This is a genomic window from Acinetobacter sp. BIGb0196, from assembly GCF_011759595.1.
Classification (GTDB): domain Bacteria; phylum Pseudomonadota; class Gammaproteobacteria; order Pseudomonadales; family Moraxellaceae; genus Acinetobacter; species Acinetobacter guillouiae.
Genome location: NZ_JAAOZA010000001.1, coordinates 2,422,210 through 2,439,978 on the forward strand (window position 1 = coordinate 2,422,210; position 17,769 = coordinate 2,439,978).

General features: G+C 34.2%; 20 protein-coding genes, 1 tRNA gene and 1 pseudogene. 10 read left to right on the forward strand and 12 right to left on the reverse strand.

Annotated elements, in window-relative coordinates:
* Position 1: 1 nt before the first annotated feature.
* The gene (gene coq7 / locus FHR28_RS11115; RefSeq protein ID WP_004720993.1) at positions 2 to 637 is read left to right on the forward strand and encodes a 2-polyprenyl-3-methyl-6-methoxy-1,4-benzoquinone monooxygenase; all 636 of its coding nucleotides are present in this window, start codon (positions 2 to 4) and stop codon (positions 635 to 637) included.
* Between the two features lie 122 nt (positions 638 to 759).
* On the opposite strand, the gene FHR28_RS11120 is transcribed toward coq7, so the two are convergent.
* The 5 genes from FHR28_RS11120 to FHR28_RS11140 all read right to left on the reverse strand — a co-directional run bounded on the left by FHR28_RS11120 (position 760) and on the right by FHR28_RS11140 (position 4,310).
* Complete coding sequence (locus FHR28_RS11120; protein ID WP_105712813.1) at positions 760 to 1,284, reverse strand: hypothetical protein; 525 nt, start codon at positions 1,282 to 1,284, stop codon at positions 760 to 762.
* Between the two features lie 27 nt (positions 1,285 to 1,311).
* Complete coding sequence (locus FHR28_RS11125) at positions 1,312 to 1,743, reverse strand: 2-amino-4-hydroxy-6-hydroxymethyldihydropteridine diphosphokinase (RefSeq protein ID WP_016539512.1); 432 nt, start codon at positions 1,741 to 1,743, stop codon at positions 1,312 to 1,314.
* On the reverse strand, positions 1,700 to 2,080 hold the full coding sequence (gene folB, locus FHR28_RS11130; RefSeq protein WP_004720998.1) for a dihydroneopterin aldolase: 381 nt from the start codon (positions 2,078 to 2,080) through the stop codon (positions 1,700 to 1,702). The genes FHR28_RS11125 and folB overlap by 44 nt, the downstream gene beginning before the upstream one ends.
* Positions 2,081 to 2,189: 109 nt before the next feature.
* On the reverse strand, positions 2,190 to 3,488 hold the full coding sequence (locus FHR28_RS11135) for an ABC1 kinase family protein (protein ID WP_004721001.1): 1,299 nt from the start codon (positions 3,486 to 3,488) through the stop codon (positions 2,190 to 2,192).
* A 39-nt stretch (positions 3,489 to 3,527) separates the two neighbouring features.
* The gene (locus tag FHR28_RS11140; protein ID WP_166782589.1) at positions 3,528 to 4,310 is read right to left on the reverse strand and encodes a HesA/MoeB/ThiF family protein; all 783 of its coding nucleotides are present in this window, start codon (positions 4,308 to 4,310) and stop codon (positions 3,528 to 3,530) included.
* 298 nt (positions 4,311 to 4,608) lie between these two features.
* On the opposite strand from FHR28_RS11140, the gene FHR28_RS11145 reads away from it, so the two are divergent.
* The gene (locus FHR28_RS11145) at positions 4,609 to 5,082 is read left to right on the forward strand and encodes an Lrp/AsnC family transcriptional regulator (RefSeq protein ID WP_004721004.1); all 474 of its coding nucleotides are present in this window, start codon (positions 4,609 to 4,611) and stop codon (positions 5,080 to 5,082) included.
* A gap of 163 nt (positions 5,083 to 5,245) precedes the next feature.
* Positions 5,246 to 5,719, forward strand: a complete 474-nt coding sequence (locus FHR28_RS11150) for a GrpB family protein (protein WP_166782590.1) — start codon at positions 5,246 to 5,248, stop codon at positions 5,717 to 5,719.
* Positions 5,720 to 5,965: 246 nt separating this feature from the next.
* On the opposite strand, the gene FHR28_RS11155 is transcribed toward FHR28_RS11150, so the two are convergent.
* The 3 genes from FHR28_RS11155 to FHR28_RS11165 all read right to left on the reverse strand — a co-directional run bounded on the left by FHR28_RS11155 (position 5,966) and on the right by FHR28_RS11165 (position 9,764).
* Positions 5,966 to 7,420 (reverse strand): hypothetical protein, encoded by a 1,455-nt coding sequence (locus tag FHR28_RS11155; RefSeq protein ID WP_004721014.1) that lies wholly within the window; start codon positions 7,418 to 7,420, stop codon positions 5,966 to 5,968.
* A 924-nt stretch (positions 7,421 to 8,344) separates the two neighbouring features.
* The gene (locus tag FHR28_RS11160; RefSeq protein ID WP_004721018.1) at positions 8,345 to 9,094 is read right to left on the reverse strand and encodes a YebC/PmpR family DNA-binding transcriptional regulator; all 750 of its coding nucleotides are present in this window, start codon (positions 9,092 to 9,094) and stop codon (positions 8,345 to 8,347) included.
* Between the two features lie 106 nt (positions 9,095 to 9,200).
* Complete coding sequence (locus FHR28_RS11165; protein WP_004721021.1) at positions 9,201 to 9,764, reverse strand: 1-acyl-sn-glycerol-3-phosphate acyltransferase; 564 nt, start codon at positions 9,762 to 9,764, stop codon at positions 9,201 to 9,203.
* A gap of 748 nt (positions 9,765 to 10,512) precedes the next feature.
* Here FHR28_RS11165 and FHR28_RS11170 point away from each other — a divergent pair.
* From FHR28_RS11170 to FHR28_RS11180, 3 genes are all read left to right on the forward strand, one after another.
* Positions 10,513 to 10,941: an MAPEG family protein gene (locus tag FHR28_RS11170; RefSeq protein ID WP_004721023.1), complete on the forward strand. Its 429-nt coding sequence runs from the start codon at positions 10,513 to 10,515 to the stop codon at positions 10,939 to 10,941.
* 465 nt (positions 10,942 to 11,406) lie between these two features.
* Complete coding sequence (locus FHR28_RS11175; RefSeq protein ID WP_004721026.1) at positions 11,407 to 12,513, forward strand: OmpW/AlkL family protein; 1,107 nt, start codon at positions 11,407 to 11,409, stop codon at positions 12,511 to 12,513.
* A gap of 211 nt (positions 12,514 to 12,724) precedes the next feature.
* Positions 12,725 to 12,958: a DUF2171 domain-containing protein gene (locus tag FHR28_RS11180; protein WP_004721027.1), complete on the forward strand. Its 234-nt coding sequence runs from the start codon at positions 12,725 to 12,727 to the stop codon at positions 12,956 to 12,958.
* A gap of 115 nt (positions 12,959 to 13,073) precedes the next feature.
* On the opposite strand, the gene FHR28_RS11185 is transcribed toward FHR28_RS11180, so the two are convergent.
* Positions 13,074 to 13,358 carry a hypothetical protein gene (locus tag FHR28_RS11185; protein WP_004721029.1) on the reverse strand — a complete coding sequence of 95 codons (285 nt, stop codon included), beginning with the start codon at positions 13,356 to 13,358 and terminating at the stop codon, positions 13,074 to 13,076.
* Positions 13,359 to 13,783: 425 nt separating this feature from the next.
* The gene (locus FHR28_RS11190; RefSeq protein ID WP_004721030.1) at positions 13,784 to 13,951 is read right to left on the reverse strand and encodes a hypothetical protein; all 168 of its coding nucleotides are present in this window, start codon (positions 13,949 to 13,951) and stop codon (positions 13,784 to 13,786) included.
* 311 nt (positions 13,952 to 14,262) lie between these two features.
* Between FHR28_RS11190 and FHR28_RS11195 the strand changes: the two genes are divergently transcribed.
* Positions 14,263 to 14,409 carry a hypothetical protein gene (locus FHR28_RS11195; protein WP_004721032.1) on the forward strand — a complete coding sequence of 49 codons (147 nt, stop codon included), beginning with the start codon at positions 14,263 to 14,265 and terminating at the stop codon, positions 14,407 to 14,409.
* Between the two features lie 403 nt (positions 14,410 to 14,812).
* On the opposite strand, the pseudogene FHR28_RS22080 reads toward FHR28_RS11195, so the two are convergent.
* Positions 14,813 to 15,005 (reverse strand): annotated as a pseudogene (locus tag FHR28_RS22080) (integrase); the annotation flags it as partial.
* A 149-nt stretch (positions 15,006 to 15,154) separates the two neighbouring features.
* Here FHR28_RS22080 and FHR28_RS11200 point away from each other — a divergent pair.
* A tRNA-Ile gene (locus FHR28_RS11200) sits at positions 15,155 to 15,231 on the forward strand.
* 369 nt (positions 15,232 to 15,600) lie between these two features.
* On the forward strand, positions 15,601 to 16,035 hold the full coding sequence (locus FHR28_RS11205) for a hypothetical protein (RefSeq protein WP_166782591.1): 435 nt from the start codon (positions 15,601 to 15,603) through the stop codon (positions 16,033 to 16,035).
* Between the two features lie 99 nt (positions 16,036 to 16,134).
* On the opposite strand, the gene FHR28_RS11210 is transcribed toward FHR28_RS11205, so the two are convergent.
* Entirely contained in the window at positions 16,135 to 16,629 is a 495-nt protein-coding gene (locus FHR28_RS11210; RefSeq protein ID WP_004821067.1) for an SMI1/KNR4 family protein, read from the reverse strand.
* A gap of 714 nt (positions 16,630 to 17,343) precedes the next feature.
* Here FHR28_RS11210 and FHR28_RS11215 point away from each other — a divergent pair.
* On the forward strand, positions 17,344 to 17,751 hold the full coding sequence (locus FHR28_RS11215) for a hypothetical protein (protein WP_004821063.1): 408 nt from the start codon (positions 17,344 to 17,346) through the stop codon (positions 17,749 to 17,751).
* Positions 17,752 to 17,769 lie beyond the last annotated feature (18 nt).

Below are 17,769 nucleotides of genomic sequence, written 5' to 3' on the forward strand. Positions count from 1 at the left end.
TATGCGTCAATATACTGGCATCGATAAATTGATCAATTCATTTGACCAAGCTTTAAGAAGTTTAGTACCTGGTGCAACTTCGGCACAAAGAAGCAATCCGTCCAATGCAGTAGAAACTAAGCTGGCTGTCAGTGAAGCACGTCATGTTGCAGGCTTAATGCGCGTTAACCATAGTGGTGAAGTCTGTGCTCAAGCGCTTTATCATGGGCAAGCATTAACAGCCAAACTTCCAAATGTACGTCGTGAAATGGAATTTGCAGCAATTGAAGAACAAGATCATTTGGCTTGGTGTGAAGATCGTTTAAAAGAGCTCGACAGTCATACCAGTTTGCTGAATCCTGTATGGTACGGTCTTTCTTTTGGTATGGGTGCGCTTGCTGGCATTGCAGGTGATAAATACAGTTTAGGTTTTGTGGCTGAAACTGAACGCCAAGTCAGCTTACATTTACAACACCATATCAGTCAGCTTCCAGCTCAAGACGAGCGCTCACGTAAAATATTGGTGCAGATGAATGAAGATGAACTGCATCATCGTGATACAGCATTAACTGCTGGTGGTGTAGAGCTGCCTATTCCAGTGAAGATCACCATGACTGCTATTTCTAAACTGATGACCAAGACCAGTTATTTTATCTAATTTATCTAACAGTCTGATTTAACTGATTTACAAGCCCACTTGCTGGGCTTGCTTTTTTAGTATTTTAATAAGGTCTGCTTAACCCACATTTTGATGTAGAGATGTAGGTTAAAAATAAAAAATTACTCAGCAACGCCCAAAAGTAATTTAGCTGTATTCGGTGGCAATTTTGCAGTTGCGACAGGCAATAAAGATGGATTGAGCGGATATTGAGTTCCATCAAATTTCAACATCACTTGCCCATGCTTTCGGCTATAAACCAGCACTTGCTTCCAACCATTATGCATATATGTTGTAGAGTAAACTGGCGTATCCACCAAGGTTGTTTTACTTAAAAAGTCAAACTGGTGATTAGATTTTCCTTGAAAGATCAGCATTGTACAACCACCAGACCCACACCAATCTTGCCCTTTTAAAAGCACGATGGCTTCATCTTGCCCATCTTGATTGAGATCATCAAATGCCACATCAAATAAAGCTTGATCTTGTGTATAAGCATTCACTTTTTGCTTAAGATTGCTATCCCGCTGTTGTAAGCTTTGCACTTCACTTACAGCTTGTACTGGTGTAACAGATTGTTCAGGTAAATGGCGACATGCACTAAATAAAAGCACACAACTGAATAATGCCAAGGGCTTAAAATACATTGTTTTTTAACCTATTTATTTTAAAGACTATAAAATGATAACTGGAAATTGATCTGCGGAATGTTTGAATAATGCATCTTCCCAAAGATCAGACATCGGCACTTTAACATCCAACGCCAATGGTAGTTTCTTTGGATTAAATTGCATTGCAGTTAAATGAGATCCCCATGCAATGAGATCAATATCCAAGGAAATTTGATGTGATGGGCGTACACGACCTGAGTCTGCTTCCATCTTTTTTAATAAAGACAGCATTTCATCTACAGACAGCTGACTTTGAACCAAACATGCAGCATTCCAATAATCTGCACCAATTCCATCACGGCATGGAATCAAATAGATTGGAGAAAATGACACCATTCCCAAATGGGCAATCTGAGCAAATGCTTTTTGAAAATTTTGTTGTGGATCGCGATTACTCGCTAGAGCTAGGGCGAATATCATTTCGGTGTCGTTCAAGACGAATTCCTACAGAATTTGCTTGCGGGATAATGGCAGGCTTACGGATCGTAATCATAATCGATTCAATAGGCGGAAAGGTAGAGAAAAGCGTATTCAACACCAATTTGGCCGCATGTTCGATCAATTTTGGCGCAGCATCTTGAATCACTTTGGCAGAAATTTCACAAATTTCTGCATAGTTCAACGTATCGACCAATTCATCTGAGTTAGACGCTTGTTCTAAACTGGTTTGAATGTGGAGATCCAACATTAAAGGTTGGATAATTTGCCGTTCCCAATTGAAGCAGCCAATCACCGTCTCAACTTTCAACCCTTCAATGATAATTGCATCCATGACGTTTATAAATTCTCAGTTTAAATAAAAAAATACCCTTTTAAAAAAGGGCCAAGTAAGATTTTACAATCAGACCTAGCCAGCTTTTCACAAAGGGAAAACATCTATATCAATGTTTTAACAACGATACAGGATCAATATTTTGCACCATCTGTAAACGTTGGTCAGCATAAATATCGGTATATGGCGCAAGAACACGCATAAAACGATCAAAATAGAGCATTTGCTTAAATAATAAGGCGAAGTCACGTGGGAAACGAATACCATGACGCTCGCCTACACCCACCATGTCCATCATGATGTCATTTAAATCAGATGGGTTTGACGTCATAATTTTTTGTGGATCCGCAAGCAGTACCCCACTAAATAAACGTTCTAAATCTTCTGCCAAAACCTGAGTGTCGACTTGAGTACTGGTCATGCCCATACCCAACATATTTTCAGCCATCAACTTGTAATCAGTCTTTTGCAAAGCATCCATAAATGCCATACATGCTTGCCAAACTTCAGGTTTTAACTGTCCAACGATACCAAAATCAATAAAACCAATACGGCCATCTTCAAGCAACATCAGATTACCTGCATGCAAATCAGCATGGAAAGACTGGCATAACATCAAACTACCAAACCAAGTATTCATGGCGGTAATCAGCACTTGAGATGGATCTTTCGCGACCTTTCTCACCACATCAAAATCAGTCAGTGGCACGCCATACAAGCGTTGCATGGTAAGTACACGACGTGTTGAAAATTGATGATAGACCTTTGGTGCTGTTGCTGCGGTGTTTTGCGACACATTGAGATAATTCACAAAATCATCTAAATTTTGTGCTTCTTCAATAAAATCAACTTCACGTACCATCCGTGTTTTAATTTCATCAACAATATCGGCTAATGAAGCGAATTTTACTTTTGGAATTGCTTTTTCCAACACCTTTGTTGCCCAATGCAATACATTTAAATCGGTATAAAGAATAGTTTCTACACCTGGTTTTTGCACTTTAATTACAACATCTTCACCGGTCACCAATTTGGCCGCATGAACCTGAGCAATGGACGCTGAAGCAAGAGGCTTTTCATCGATGGATGCAAAGATTTCACTTAAATTACGTCCAGCAAATTCTTGTTCCAACACGTCTTGAACATAGCTAAAAGGTAAATAAGGCGTTTGATCTAAACAGCCTTGAAACTCTTCAACATATTCACGAGGAAATAAAGATGGTGTACTGGCAATAAATTGACCCAATTTAATATAAGTTGAGCCTAATGATTCAAAAGTTTCACGCATCAGTTTGGCATTACTTGGTTTTTCAGTGGCGTATTTAATGCCAGCTTTGGCTGCGATAACGGCAGTTTCCCCAACTCGGGCAACTGAACGCAGACCATCTAAAAAGATATTATTTTTCATAATGTCAACATTAAATTGAATTTGTATAAGTGTAGCAAATTAATCAGCATTTGCAGTATGGCTTGCCTGACAGTTTGTACAATCTCTATCTTTTTCAAAGGCTAAAATTCGTTGTTTCATTGTTAATCCATCCCATAGCATCAATTTTTGTTTCAGTGGGGTTTTCGCTAAACCTAAATATAGAAGTGCATGATGTGCCTGTAAACTTGCCATGACATTGGGTGTGGTGGCCAATACACCAGAGTCAGCACAACGTAGACTTTCATTATGCTGTTGCGCTTTGGGAAATAAGCATTCATAACAAGCTGAGTCACCTTCAACCATAAAAAGCTGACCTTGGAAACCAATCGCAGACGCACTAATCAGCGGGATATGCAGCTGGGTACAGATGTGGTTCACCAGATAACGGGTGGTAAAATTATCGCAACCATCTAAGACTAAATCTTGCTGAGCAATCAATGCCTGCGCATTATTTTCATCCAATTTACTGGTATAGCTTTCTACTTGGATAAAAGGATTAATTGTTTGCAATCTCTTGGCCAAGATCTCTGATTTATAAAACCCGACATCTTGCGCAACATAGGCAATTTGTCTTTGTAAATTACTGATTTCAACCGTATCAGCATCAATCAGACTAATTTTCCCAACACCTGCACGTGCCAACAATTCGGCAGTGGTACACCCTATTCCACCGCAACCAACAATCAGCACATTGGCGAGTTTTAATTTTTCCTGCGCCTCAATATCCCAACCATTCAGCAGAATTTGACGGGAATAGAGATGCATTTCAGATTCGGTAAGTTCTAGATCGTGTTCAAGCATGGGGGGATAAACTTTTCAATTTTAATCAGTATAAAGTAAAAATTTTATAGAGGAGCAATTACTAAAATAATCTTTCATCCTTTGGGTTAGGTTTTAGCAATTCGCTCAATGTTTTCAACAGGTCATTTGCAAAATCATCGTGATATAGCTCAACACAGAATACAGTTAGACTTAAACTCATTCCTTTTCTATAACCTAGCATTTTATGATATTTATTCTCAAAAATGATTCAAATATTGAAAAACTATAAAAATCAATCTACATTAATACAGAAAATTTTTTCAAGCTGGATAAAAATATGGAACTGGATCGTTACGACAAACAAATTTTAGAAATTTTAACCCATGAAGACATCAATCTAAATGAATTGTCAGAACGTATTAACCTGTCGGTAAGTTCTGTCCATCGTCGTATCAAACACTTGATCGAAACTGATATCATGACCAATCTAAAGCGTGATATTAATTTTGAAAAATTAGGCTTTAAATTACATGTCATTTTACAAATTTCCCTAAGTAAACATGATACTGATACCTTTGCTAAATTTTTAGAAGAACTCGAAAACATCCCTGAAGTGATTAACGCCTTTTTAGTGACTGGGCAAACTGCTGATTTCCTTGTAGAAGTTATCGCAAAAGATATGGAGAATTACAGTGAAATTTTACTTAAACGTATTGGTAAAATTGAGCACGTGGTTGCACTACATTCAAGCTTTGTGATTAAAGAATATAAACGCGTGTTTAATTGTACTGGCCTACTCAATCGAATTTAAATTATGTATTGAGTCCGTTTAGTTTCCACACGATGAATAGAATGGACTTAAAAGTTTACGAAGCAAAGCTACTCTCATTGGTCTTAAACATTGGTTTTATGATGTTTTAAATAAGTAGAATTTAAAAATCAAGATATCACATTGTATTTGAATGGATCTTTTTATGAAATTTTATTTAGCCGAAGAATATCAACCACTATGTCATGCACGGTTTGCGTATTATCAAACTCAAATCAAAGCACTTTTAACCAATGCAGAGATTGAGCACATTGGCGCCTCTTCGATTCCAAATGCAATCTCTAAAGGAGATTTAGACATTTATATTGCAGTGGATCAATCTGAATTTAATGATGCAATTCAAAAACTTTATGGCTTAAATTTTCAAGAAAAATTAGCAACACTGAGAACGGATCAACTGTGTATGTTGGAATCGCTCAATGGTGATGATGTCGCCTTTCAATTGGTTGTCAAAGGTTCTGAATTTGAGTCATTTATTAAGTTTAGAGATAGACTCTGGCAATCGCCTGAACTGGTGCAAACGTACAATAATCTAAAAAAGCGTTGTGAAAATTTAGATATGATCGATTATCGGATTGAAAAAAATAAATTTATTTCCGCTGTTTTAAACCAGCAATAAATTCTCTCAATAAAAAACGCACCAAAAGGTGCGATTAACATTCAATTAAATCAATATGTTGTAATTTTATTGCACTCAATATTTTCATTTATTAAATTTAAAAAATAATCATGTTTTATTAAAAATTTTATCATCATTGCACTGCCTGAATCACTCTTAACTAGATAAGATTTATTACTGATGCTCAGATTGTCAGTATCAGTAATGTTCTCTTTTAAATTCTGTACGAATTCCAGTAAATTAAGATTAACAAAATTTAAGACTACCATAACAATTTGGGGCAAAATTTTGCCCATTAAGCTGAAGGTTAGATAAATTCATTTGTAGGGGAGCAACATTTGATAAATTTACATTTCCAATATTTGCATCAAGGCCATTTCCACTAATAATTCCACCAAGATCATTTGTTCTGGCAGGATTTTGCTGTAAATAATCTCCAGCTTTCGTAGCAAATTGACCAAGCAATGGCTCAATACTTAATTTTTGGGTTGGTTCTACTCGACCTATACTGATAGGATCTGCAAGTGCTAACCACCAACCTGGCTGTGCAATATTTAAGGATTCAGAACCTGGCCACAATAAACTCTGATTTTGTAAGCTTAAAGATGCAGCCGAATTCACCTGTAAGCTATGAATAAAGCCAAGAGCTTCTTGAAAATTTACAGTCGCTTTTGCACCACTTACTGAACCACTCATTTTGATATTAGTAAATTGACGCCCTGTTGGTGCTGCTAAACAAGCAGGAATTAAAAAAACCGTGTTTTGACATCCTGTTATCTTAGCGTCTACGGGATTACCAGCTGTGTATACTGCTGTTGTGGTTCCATTTGCATCAAAGGTTGTTCTACCTATTGCTGGATAATCATTTCCTGTCCCTAAATTGATAGTTGGAATATCAACAGATGCAGATAAGCCAACTGATGTCTTACGATTTCCTACAACAACAATTTGGGAAGTTTCAAAAGGAAGGTTATTCATTTCTGGAATACTGAATCCCCCTCCAGTTGTGATAAAACTTGCATTTGCTAATCCAATTGCAACTAAGTTGCCTTTAATTGGATATGTAGCTAGATTCATAAACTGTGCAGCAGTATCGGCATATCCTTTAATTTTACTTTGTTCTGCAACAGTAGTACCAATACCTGACTGTACTTTCATGTATCCAGAGAAACTATTTAGTCCATTCGCAACAGATGAATTTTCTGTTCCTAAAGTCAGCAGACCTAGTATTTTCTCGGCACTCAGTCTCAATCCTACCATTTCTCTTGTTGATGACTGACCAGGATTTTTAATTGCAAACTCAATGAAAGGGTTAGTTAATTTTGCACTGGAACTTGCTCTGCCAGAATTAGTATCAGAAATACCACTTAAACTTAAATTATCAATATCAAGGTCACATCCACCAGCCCCGTTCAATCCCCCACAACCTAGTTGTAATTTTTTAATATTAGCATTCAACTCTAGTTCTGCTTCCAAACCTAAGCGATAAAAACCGATATTCTGGCTACCGCCAGTGCGCTGTCTTTCCAAGTTATCTGAATCATTAGGTGCAATAAAAGACATACTCATTAAAGCCTGACCAGTAGTCGCTGACATTTCACTTTCTGACATAGGTTGAAAAGTTTCAGAACTTGCATAAACTGAATAGTTGCTAAAACAGATTAATCCCAAAAAAGCATTTGATAAAAATACCTTTTTCATTATAAAAATCCCTTTTTCATTGTAAGAATGCTTATTAGTTTAAAAATTCAAACAATTACTTTTATTAATAATCGTAATGCAATTTTGCTGTAATTGTATACTTTTTTTTATTCTTCTCAAACTCTTTTTAATTTACCTAAACATTCTAATGTATAAAAATTTTGACTATTGAAGACTGTGGTCTATAACTAAAAAGAGAACTCCAGCATTGCCCACCGTGAGTGGGTTTTTATCTCAAAATCCGATCTTAAATTCACCATACGCAAGCTTTATAATTGTTTTGTCAAAATTTTCATTATAGTTTTTGCATTTTTAATAGTTTTTTCCAGCATTATTCCTAAGGATAAAACTCTATCCAAAGAACCTTAGTACATCATTCAAACCACTACACTCGTTGTATTTAGCAACGGTATAACGATCCTTAGCGTGATTTCTTTACCCTGCCCTAATTTCAATTTAAGGAGTTTAGGGCAAAGTATCATTTAGATATCTGTAGTTTCAAATATGCTGTATTAAAGTAATTTTAGAAAATATTAACTATTAAAAAAATTAATTTCATTAAGTATTCGTCTTCACTCTCAAGAAATTCTTTCTCTTCTAAATTACATGAAAATGCTTCAAAAATATGATTAATTACTTGAATTACACTCTCTTTGTTAAAATTTTCAATGTTAACTAAAATCGACAGTGCATCAGAAATTTCATTCAGGCTAAAAGAGTATTCAAATCGTCCAATTTCAATTAGATCTTTGATTGATTGATCAACAGAAGCAATGTTGATCTCATCTTGTTGAAGGATTTTATTTAAATTTAGTCAAATGAAAAATAACTTATAAACTATTGTTTTTTATTTAATAAATTAAATTAAAACGCGTAATAATAAAAAACGCACCCAAAGGTGCGTTTTATCAACTCAAATCAGACTTAACTGTCTAATTCAGCCAATACTTCATCTGTGAATTCAACATTGGTATATACGTTTTGAACATCATCAAGATCTTCAAACATATCAATCATTTTCACAATGAGTTTTGCTTGATCCACATCAGCAATCAATGCTTTTGTTGATGGGCTCATGACCACTTCTGCATTATCAGATTTTAAACCAGCAGCAGTCAAAGCATCTTGTACATCACCAAAACTTTCAGGTGTAGTGATTACTAAGATTTCATCTTCGTTCACTTCGATATCTTCAGCACCAGCTTCCAAAGCCACGTCCATGATTTTATCTTCCAAAGAAACATCTTCAAAAGTAATCTCACCACGTTTGGTAAACATGTATGCCACTGAACCCGCAGTACCTAAGTTACCATTGGTTTTAGAAAAACAATGACGTACATCAGGCACAGTACGATTAAGGTTATCTGTCATGGTTTCTACGATAACCGCAACACCACCCACACCATAACCTTCATAAGTGACTTCTTTTAAGTCATCGTTATCTTCACCACCAGCACCACGCTGGATAGCGCGGTTGATCGTGTCACGTGTCATATTCACTGAAAGTGCTTTTTCGACAACAGCACGTAGACGAGGGTTACTTCCCACATCAGGACCGCCAAGTCTTGCTGCTGTGGTTAATTCACGAATATATTTGGTAAAGACTTTACCACGACTTGCATCTTGTTTTGCTTTACGATGCTTAATATTGGCCCACTTGGAATGACCCGCCATGCGAAATATGCTCCTGTAGATTGGCTTTATGCCATATCAAATTGCGACAATTCTACCATAAGCACTTTTTTATGAGAAAGTGCTTATTTTTTAGATTTAATGCAAATTAAGAATTTTTTGCTTCAGGAATCACAATATCGAGCCCTGTATGTTGTTTATATAGACGTTTAATTTCTGCTAAGTCTTGATCTAGATCTGTTGGGTAAATTTTTCCAAAGATCCCACCCTGTTTTGTTTTTGAGTTTGCATACATTAAAACAATAGGAACACCAGCTGCTTTTGCGATATGCCAAAAACCAGTACGGATCGGTTTACGTGCTTGCCCACGTTCTGCGCGAGTCGCTTCTGGCGCAATCACCAAATTAAATTCTTCATTACTCTGAAACAGATCAACCATTTGTGAAACGATATCTTTGTTTGACTTACGGTCTACAGGAATACCACCAATTTTTTCTAAAATCGGTTTTAAAGGACCTTTAAATAATTCTTTTTTAATTAAAGTATGGATTTTAATGTCATGAATTTGAAAAATTGCCAATGACAACACAGCATCCATCATGGATGTATGTTCAAAACCGATGATGACTTGTTTTTTTTCTAATACACTTTGATCAACTTCATATGACCAACCTGAGAGCTTAAAAGTAAGTTCTCCCAACATCTTTTTCATAAATACCTGACATCATAAAATCATAATTTGCGAATTGTCCGAGTAAAAGCTTAAAAAGACAATCTCTATTGTGCTTATTTTTTACATTTGTATATTTATTTTTGTCATTTTAAACACTTGTTTTGCTACACCAAAATGTATGCTTAAAATAGAAAACCGTTAAACGCACCAATATCATCTAACTTCCTCTAGAACAAAAATATAAATTTTTCATAAAAAACATCCATATAAATCATAATCTCAATAATAAGGTTCAAATCAATATTTTTTATCTTGTTAAAATCATTTAGACTTTAGTCTTAATTGCGCCATAAGCTCAAAAATTTTACCTGCAAAAGGATTGCAATATGTTGATGCCTCTCTTTGGCGTAAGTGCCTTAGTCTTTGTTTTGATTTGCACATGGAGCATATTTGAAATTTATTTAGAAAAACGAAAAAAGTAACACTGCATACTATTCCCGCTCAATAGCCACAAACTTTGCTAGATCATCGTATAACGCAACACACTCAGCAGCAGCTCTCATTGACTCAAAGCTTAGATCATCGTTAAAAGCACTCGATTAATTTTCAATTGTGTTTAAGTTTCTAATCATTCGATTCTATTTCAGTCATTCTCACCAAAAAATAAATCAGAGCCATCAAGCATTAAAACTGCTTCTAAAAATTTCTCTCGACAAAGTTTAAAAATCACTTTAAATAGATACACTTAATTAAATACATCTAAAGCATATAAAATAAATGGGGATCTATGAATAATCTACTACATATCTATGCATTTTGTGTGGTTTTGCTTTTTTTTAAAATGCTTGTAATCTCTTGTTATCAAGGATTTTATCGTATAAAGAATAAAGCGTTTAAAAATGCCGAAGATGCTAATTTTGTCAGTGTCCAAGCCCGACCCGAAGAGCTGCCACAAGTAACCAGAGCCAGCCAAGCTTGGGCAAATGATTTAGAAAATATTCCCGTGTTTTGGGTGTTTGGAGGGCTTTGTATTGCATTAAACCTAAGTAGTGATTTTATTGTCTGGATCTTTTGTATTTTTACGATTGCAAGAATCACACATACAATCACCTATCTCAGTGCAATGCAACCATGGCGCAGTATTTCTTATGCTGTTGGAATAATCTGTCTTATTATTTTGGCGATTCAAATCATAATCACATGTATTGGATTTTAAATAAATGCAAATCAATAGGCATTAACTGATCATTTTATGCTTTATTCGCTATTTTATAATAGTTAATTTCTTTATAAGTTGTATTTTATAGTTGGAAAAATAATACAACTTATATCGATAATTCACCAAAATATTCTATGAATAATAATTAAATTTAGATTTACTAATCTATGCTGTAATTTTTTTAATATAATCAAAAGTAAAGTAAATTTATCAAAAAGTAAAACTATGTCACTATTTTGTAATACTTTATTTATATGAAAAATATACTTAAAAATACATTATTTTCAAACAACTCTATGATTTTATGTTTTTTATATTACTTTTCGATCATTATTAATTAACTTCTAAGTCTTAATACTGTTTTTAAATTAGAGTTTTTACTCTACTTATTGGTTGTTTTATGTAATTTTAATAATCTCATTGTCAAGAAGACAGTGATTGTATTTAAAAGGATGAATTCAAGTGAAAACAAAAAAGATCTTTCAAAAAGCCGTCATTACAACCTCACTCATTTGTATTGCGGGAATAAGTCAAGCTGAAGATTTTAAACGCTTCTCGGTTTCTTCAGGTTGGTTACATATGTCATCAATGGGGAAAGCACAACCTTTTAGGATTAATACCTCTGTAGGTAATGGTACTAAAGCTGCGGTGGGTGTAATTTCAGGCAAAACGATTATAGATAATCTCGATCAATCGCGTATTGATGCGATGGATCCCAACCTTATTAGCATACTCAACATGCCGAGTAATGAGGAAGGACGGTATGTATTTGATGATCTGTTGGATGCAATTATGGCAGATGACCCAACATTAATAGACCAATTAACAGGAATTGCTGAAATCAATGGGATTGCCCATTGGTCAGCGGATGCTGGTTTGGAAGTTGAGGATGTAGACACGTTAGGTATGATGTTTACTTATAATGTCACCGACAATGTTGCTGTTCAATTGATTGCAGGGATTCCACCAAAAGTTGATCTAAAAGGAAAAGGTACTGTTTATGCACCCTTTTCAGCAGCTTCTCAACCACTCGGTGGCATTGCAGGCGATTTGTATTTAAAAAACAATCTTTTAATTACAGATTTGGATAGTTATAACACTGCTGCATCTGCTAGAGCTTGGACGCCTGCCATACAAGCGCAGTACTATTTTGGTAAATCTGGTGTCAATAAGTTCAGACCATTTGTAGGTGCTGGTTTAATGTATGCCTACTTCAATGATATCGAAATCAATTCAGGAATTGAAAATGATTTGATACGTGCTGGACATATGATTCAAAACATTCATGATGGTAAAGCAGGTGCTTCTTTAGAAGGAAAGCCATCGAGCGGCAACATGAAAGTTAAAGTAGATGCAACTGATGCCATTGCTCCGATTGTTACTGCTGGTTTTACCTATGACTTTAAACAAAACTGGTTTGCTACAGCCTCTATTTCTTATGCGAAGTTAGACAATACGGCAACCATTACTGTCCTAAACACCAACAACAATGCAAAGCTCATTCAGGCTAAAACTAAAATTGAGATCGACCCACTGATCACTTACCTTGGTGTAGGTTATCGTTTCTAAGTCTATCTGTTAAAACCTAAAGCCATTACAGTGACTTAAATACTGTAATGGCTTCATTTATAATTAATTTCAAAAAATTACCATGTATAAAATTTAATTCATTAAGTAATTATTTTGGCTGTCTTGTAGCCTTTTCATTTCAGACCAAGACTCACCTATCTATTTCATATAAGGTAAATATTCAAATCACATTTCAATAGGAAAGTATCAAATGACTTCTATCAATGTTGAAAGTATTAAGAATCATGCCGATGTTATTGCGTCTTGTGGAACCAAAGTTGGTGAGGTAGATCACCTTGTTGGAGCAGACCAAATCAAACTGACCAAACATGGCGATGGACATCACCATCTCATCCCAACATCTTGGGTTGGTGAGATAAAAGGCGAAAAAGTGATCTTAACTAAAGATTCTCAAGAGGTTAAAGACACTTGGCTAGAAGTATAGATTTTGCCTATTACAACTGAGTTTTATTCAATTTATGTGTGTCACGTTCTGAAGTAGATTGACACTTATTCCATATAAAACGCTCGATGAGTTTCATCGAGCGTTTTATATTTGATTAAATCTTATTTTTTAAGACTTTCGTATCTTCATCCAATCTTAATTGGCGTTGTCTTTCGCCTTCATTGATAAGATCGAGGCGTTTGCCCCAGTATTGAATTGCATATTGATATTTTGCAAAAAATGCAAAAAACATAAAGGTTAAGGCTGGACCTAAAACAATTTTATCTGCTTGACCTATGAATTTCTCATAGATCGCCATGCCGAGCGCACAAAAGGTTAAAACCATAAACATAAAGAAGCTAAATTTTAAAAAATTATCGAAGCTTTTACCTTTAAACATAATCAAGAATACATATCATTATCATTTGATAGCTTATTATAGGAGATAGGATCTAATTTTCAAGTGATCACTATTGGTTTTGTATTGATGGCTTTGTATTGATATTGAGCAACCTTATTTCTGATTTAGATCCTTCATCAATCATTGTATTTTGATTGGCATGCTGATCTAAGAATTTGCTTTTTAAAATCTGTCTAATAAATTACACTTTGATATTCGCTCGGTTTGCATGTTGATATATTTTCTATTCTAGAATTTATGAGTAGTAATATGGGTAATGAATAACGGCGTAATGTTTTAAATAACGAGCACAGATAATCCTATAGGCAAACGTTAAAAATCATCTTTATAACTCTATTATTTAATTTTTCAAAGTTAGCAGTTTATTTAACAAATAAAAAATCCACCGAGGTGGATTGAATCAGCTAAGAGTGGCGTAATTTTTTCCCACCTCCATCCTGCTTATTTACGGTCGCCCAAGCAATACGTTGTGCATCTTCATCAGAACGGCCTTGTTTTTTCTCACTTTCATAAATATGTTGGGCTTGTCTTTTCTGCTTTGCTGTATATGCAGATTTATCTCCTATAGGCATAATCACGTCTCCATATAACGATAAATATAAGGATTATCTTTATAACATGGATTATTTTATTCGCTGTTTAGTGTTGTAAGTTCTTGTGAATTTGAGTCATGCTTATTTATTTTAACTCAATATAGAATACCAATTAACACTATGTTTTTATTTTTAAAATAACTAACCCTTATTTTAAAGTATCATTTCATTTAATACTTAAAATTTCACTTAATCTACATTGATCACTTTTTAACAACATTTATTCACACAGTATTGATGAGATTAGTCCACCATATAAATTAATCACTTGATAAATCTTAGAGGTTAATATGCAACCTGATAACAACCCATCAACAGCTCAAGAAAGATCAGAAAAAGCACAAGAAAAGCGTAGAATCCCAAAATATATTTTACTCATAGTGGGTCTATTTTTGCTTGCGATTGTGATCTATATGCTTGCGAGTTGGCAAGGCTAAGTTAGAGTAATTTGCAGCTATTTTTATAAGCTTAGCGTTTTAAAAATGTTTAAAGCAGATTAAGAAAAGCAAGGTGTTTCCTTGCTTTTCTAATAGTGAATTTAATTAAAATCCTATTTAAAATAAAAAATCTTAAATTAAGATGCTAATCACACTTCCAAATACCGCCCTCTTTTTAAACGATCTATTTTTGATTGTATAGTCTATGATTGATCTTGCTTGAAAAGACTCTAAATTGAGGTAATCCATAAAAACTTCGTTTGCTCTAGCTACTGTAGACTTCTTCTTCTCGATATTTAATTGTTGTTGCTGCTCTGATATTTTTGCTTTTTCTCTGGGTTGGGATTTATCCCTTATGCCATTTGCAGCAATTTTCTCTCTACCAATTCATACGCTTAGTCTAGATCGATATTTCCATATAATCCGAAGTTGAGCAAATAGATCGACTGAGAACTTTCTTTTCAGCGATATAAGTTTTATCGCTGTTATTTACACGTACAACAAAGCCAATCAACTTATTGTCTCGATAAATCGCAGATCTAAGCTCCAATTGATCAATAAATGTCTTTTGTCAGCTTTACTCTTGGTGTTGACATATATAGAATCTCTAGCTGTCGCAATGCTAAATACTATATCAAGCTATTCTCTACAGTCTACTTGTAAAAAAAACTTGATAAACTCTAAAATCTTAGATAGTATTGCACACGTTCCAAGTAGTTGATAATTAATCAATTCACTTGATGAAGGGCCTGTAGCTCAGTTGGTTAGAGCAGCGGACTCATAATCCGTTGGTCCCCAGTTCAAGTCTGGGCGGGCCCACCAAATAAGACAACCACTTAGGTGCATTAATCCTAAGTGGTTTTTTTGTTGTCTGTGATTTTAGAATGGCCGTTTTTCAATATATTTTAGAAATCATCAGCTTTAGCTCTTTGCCAAGTACTGCTTCTTAAAAAATAATTTATTGACGAATACATTAAAAAAACTATGATATATACTCTATAAACATTTGAAATTAAGGAAAATAAATGAATAAAGAAGTTAAATCATCTTCTATTGTAGCAGGTGTTGGTACTGACTCTTCTCGTACTATTACGTTAGTGAATTATGAACTCTTTAAATCGCTTAAAAATTAATTTTTTATAATTATTCATTCCTTCAACTATCTTGAAACTCACCACCATTGGTTTATATATGAAATTCAAACATTTTACGATTTTGGCATTAATCGCAACTAGCACATCTCTCGTTTATGCAAAACCTACCCAATTTTATAAACCTTATAAAAGTGTAAATACTGTAGAAAATATACAGCCTAAGAAATACCATATTGAAACGGTAAATGTGAGTTTAGCGAGCAAAGTAGATGCTCCAACATTTTCAACTCAAGACCAAATAAAAGAACGATATGTTCAGAAACTAACGGATGAATTAGAATCTAAAGGTTTATTGGCTGATGAGCAAACAGCTCAACCGATCACGTTATCATTTGATATAAAACAAAAAAGAGTTTTTGCTGGAGAAGATTTAAAATTCTTGGGCTCTAAAGCTATTGGAAAGTACGCTCACGCATTACCTTTGTTTTCTTCAATGACTTTTATCTCTTCAGCTTTAAACTCTGCTGAATAAAACTTTTGTTTCTTGCTCATAGTAAACTCCTGATGAGTATATATAGTTTACCAAGTTAAACCCTGCGGTTTCATCAGCACACATCAAACTCAAAAATATTCATTGCCAATATTTCTGTCCCTCATTAATTGCAAAATTCACTATAAAATTACGAAAATTACTTTCTACTTTTTTCCACTCTTCTCTGCTATCCATTCGATTTGCAACTATTATAGAACCATAATCCTCTTTAGTTTTATCCAACCTTAATAGCAATAAATCATTATCTCCCAAAAACTCACCAATAATATAATCTCCGAAGACGAAATCATCTCTATAATCAAGCATAAATTCTTTTGTTTTTATTTCTATAAAATATAAATCTAATAATATTAATCCCCATTGTCCATATATAACATCTTCAAACAAATATGCACCATTAGAAATTTTATAGAATTCGATAAAATCTTCAGAAAAGGGTATATCATCAAATTCATTTATTCCATGTAAGAACCGACATCTAAATAACATATCTATGGAAATATTATTTATTACTTTAGGTTTCGTCCAACTATTTCTTAATAATTCCACAGTGACTTCAAAACTATCATTCATACTAGTACCTATTCCAAAACTGATAATATTCCTTTTGATGCATTTTTCTTTGTAAAGGTACTAAATTATTAATACCTCAAAATTTTAGAGGCTTAATATGATGAATATCATATTCACTCCAACCACCTAATGGTGTCTTGTAACTCCGTCATACCACACTTTAATATATTCACCACGACTCTGTGTGATGTGTGCTGAATTATCTGGAGATTTTCACTTGGGATATTTTAGGCAGCCAACTTGAATAGATCCCAACTTTTGATTGGCTGTATTTCATAACAATGATTGATGATCGTTGTCATAAAATTATCAATATCTAGATCATTTTTATGATGATCAATTTCTTTAAAGATTTCTACGAAGTCAAATGACATAAACAGCCTACATTTTCCAAAAATTGTAATAAGTAAGATACTTTTTTGATTCCCTGAAATTAACATAATACAGCTTAGGCGAAACTATAGATATTTTCATATCAATAACCGAATGCTACGTTGCCCTAAACTCTTAAAACTTGAGTCAAGGCAGGGCAAAGAAATAGCACTATGGATCAACAATACTCTTGCAAAATACAATGAGTGTAGTGCTTTGAATGATACTAAGAATAAAGGCTCTTATTTGAAGGTTTAGGTAACAATTTACTTAAATAGACAATTGATATTACTAAATTAAACTTTTAAAATTTATTTTTTAATTTTAAAGAAATGTTAATAAATGAAAAAAATCACTCTGCTATTCTTAAGTTTATTCTGTATAGAGTCAGTTTTAGCTGAAACTGTTTATCGACAAAATGGATTGGGTCAAGTTGAAGCAATGGATTCATATGGAAATACAACAACATACCGTAGAAATGGATTAGGTCAGGTTGAATCCACCGACTCTTATGGTAATACAACTACTTATCGCAGAAATGGGTTGGGACAAGTCGAATCACATAATTCTTATGGTAATACAACCACCTACAGGAAAAATGGATTAGGCCAGGTTGAGTCTACAGATTCGTATGGAAATAGAACCACCCAACGTATTAATGGACTAGGTCAATTAGAAATTACTGATCAAAATGGAAATGTTACAACATGCCGAAAGAATGGATTGGGACAAGTTGAATGTGGTAGATAATTAAGATTTAATGTTGAA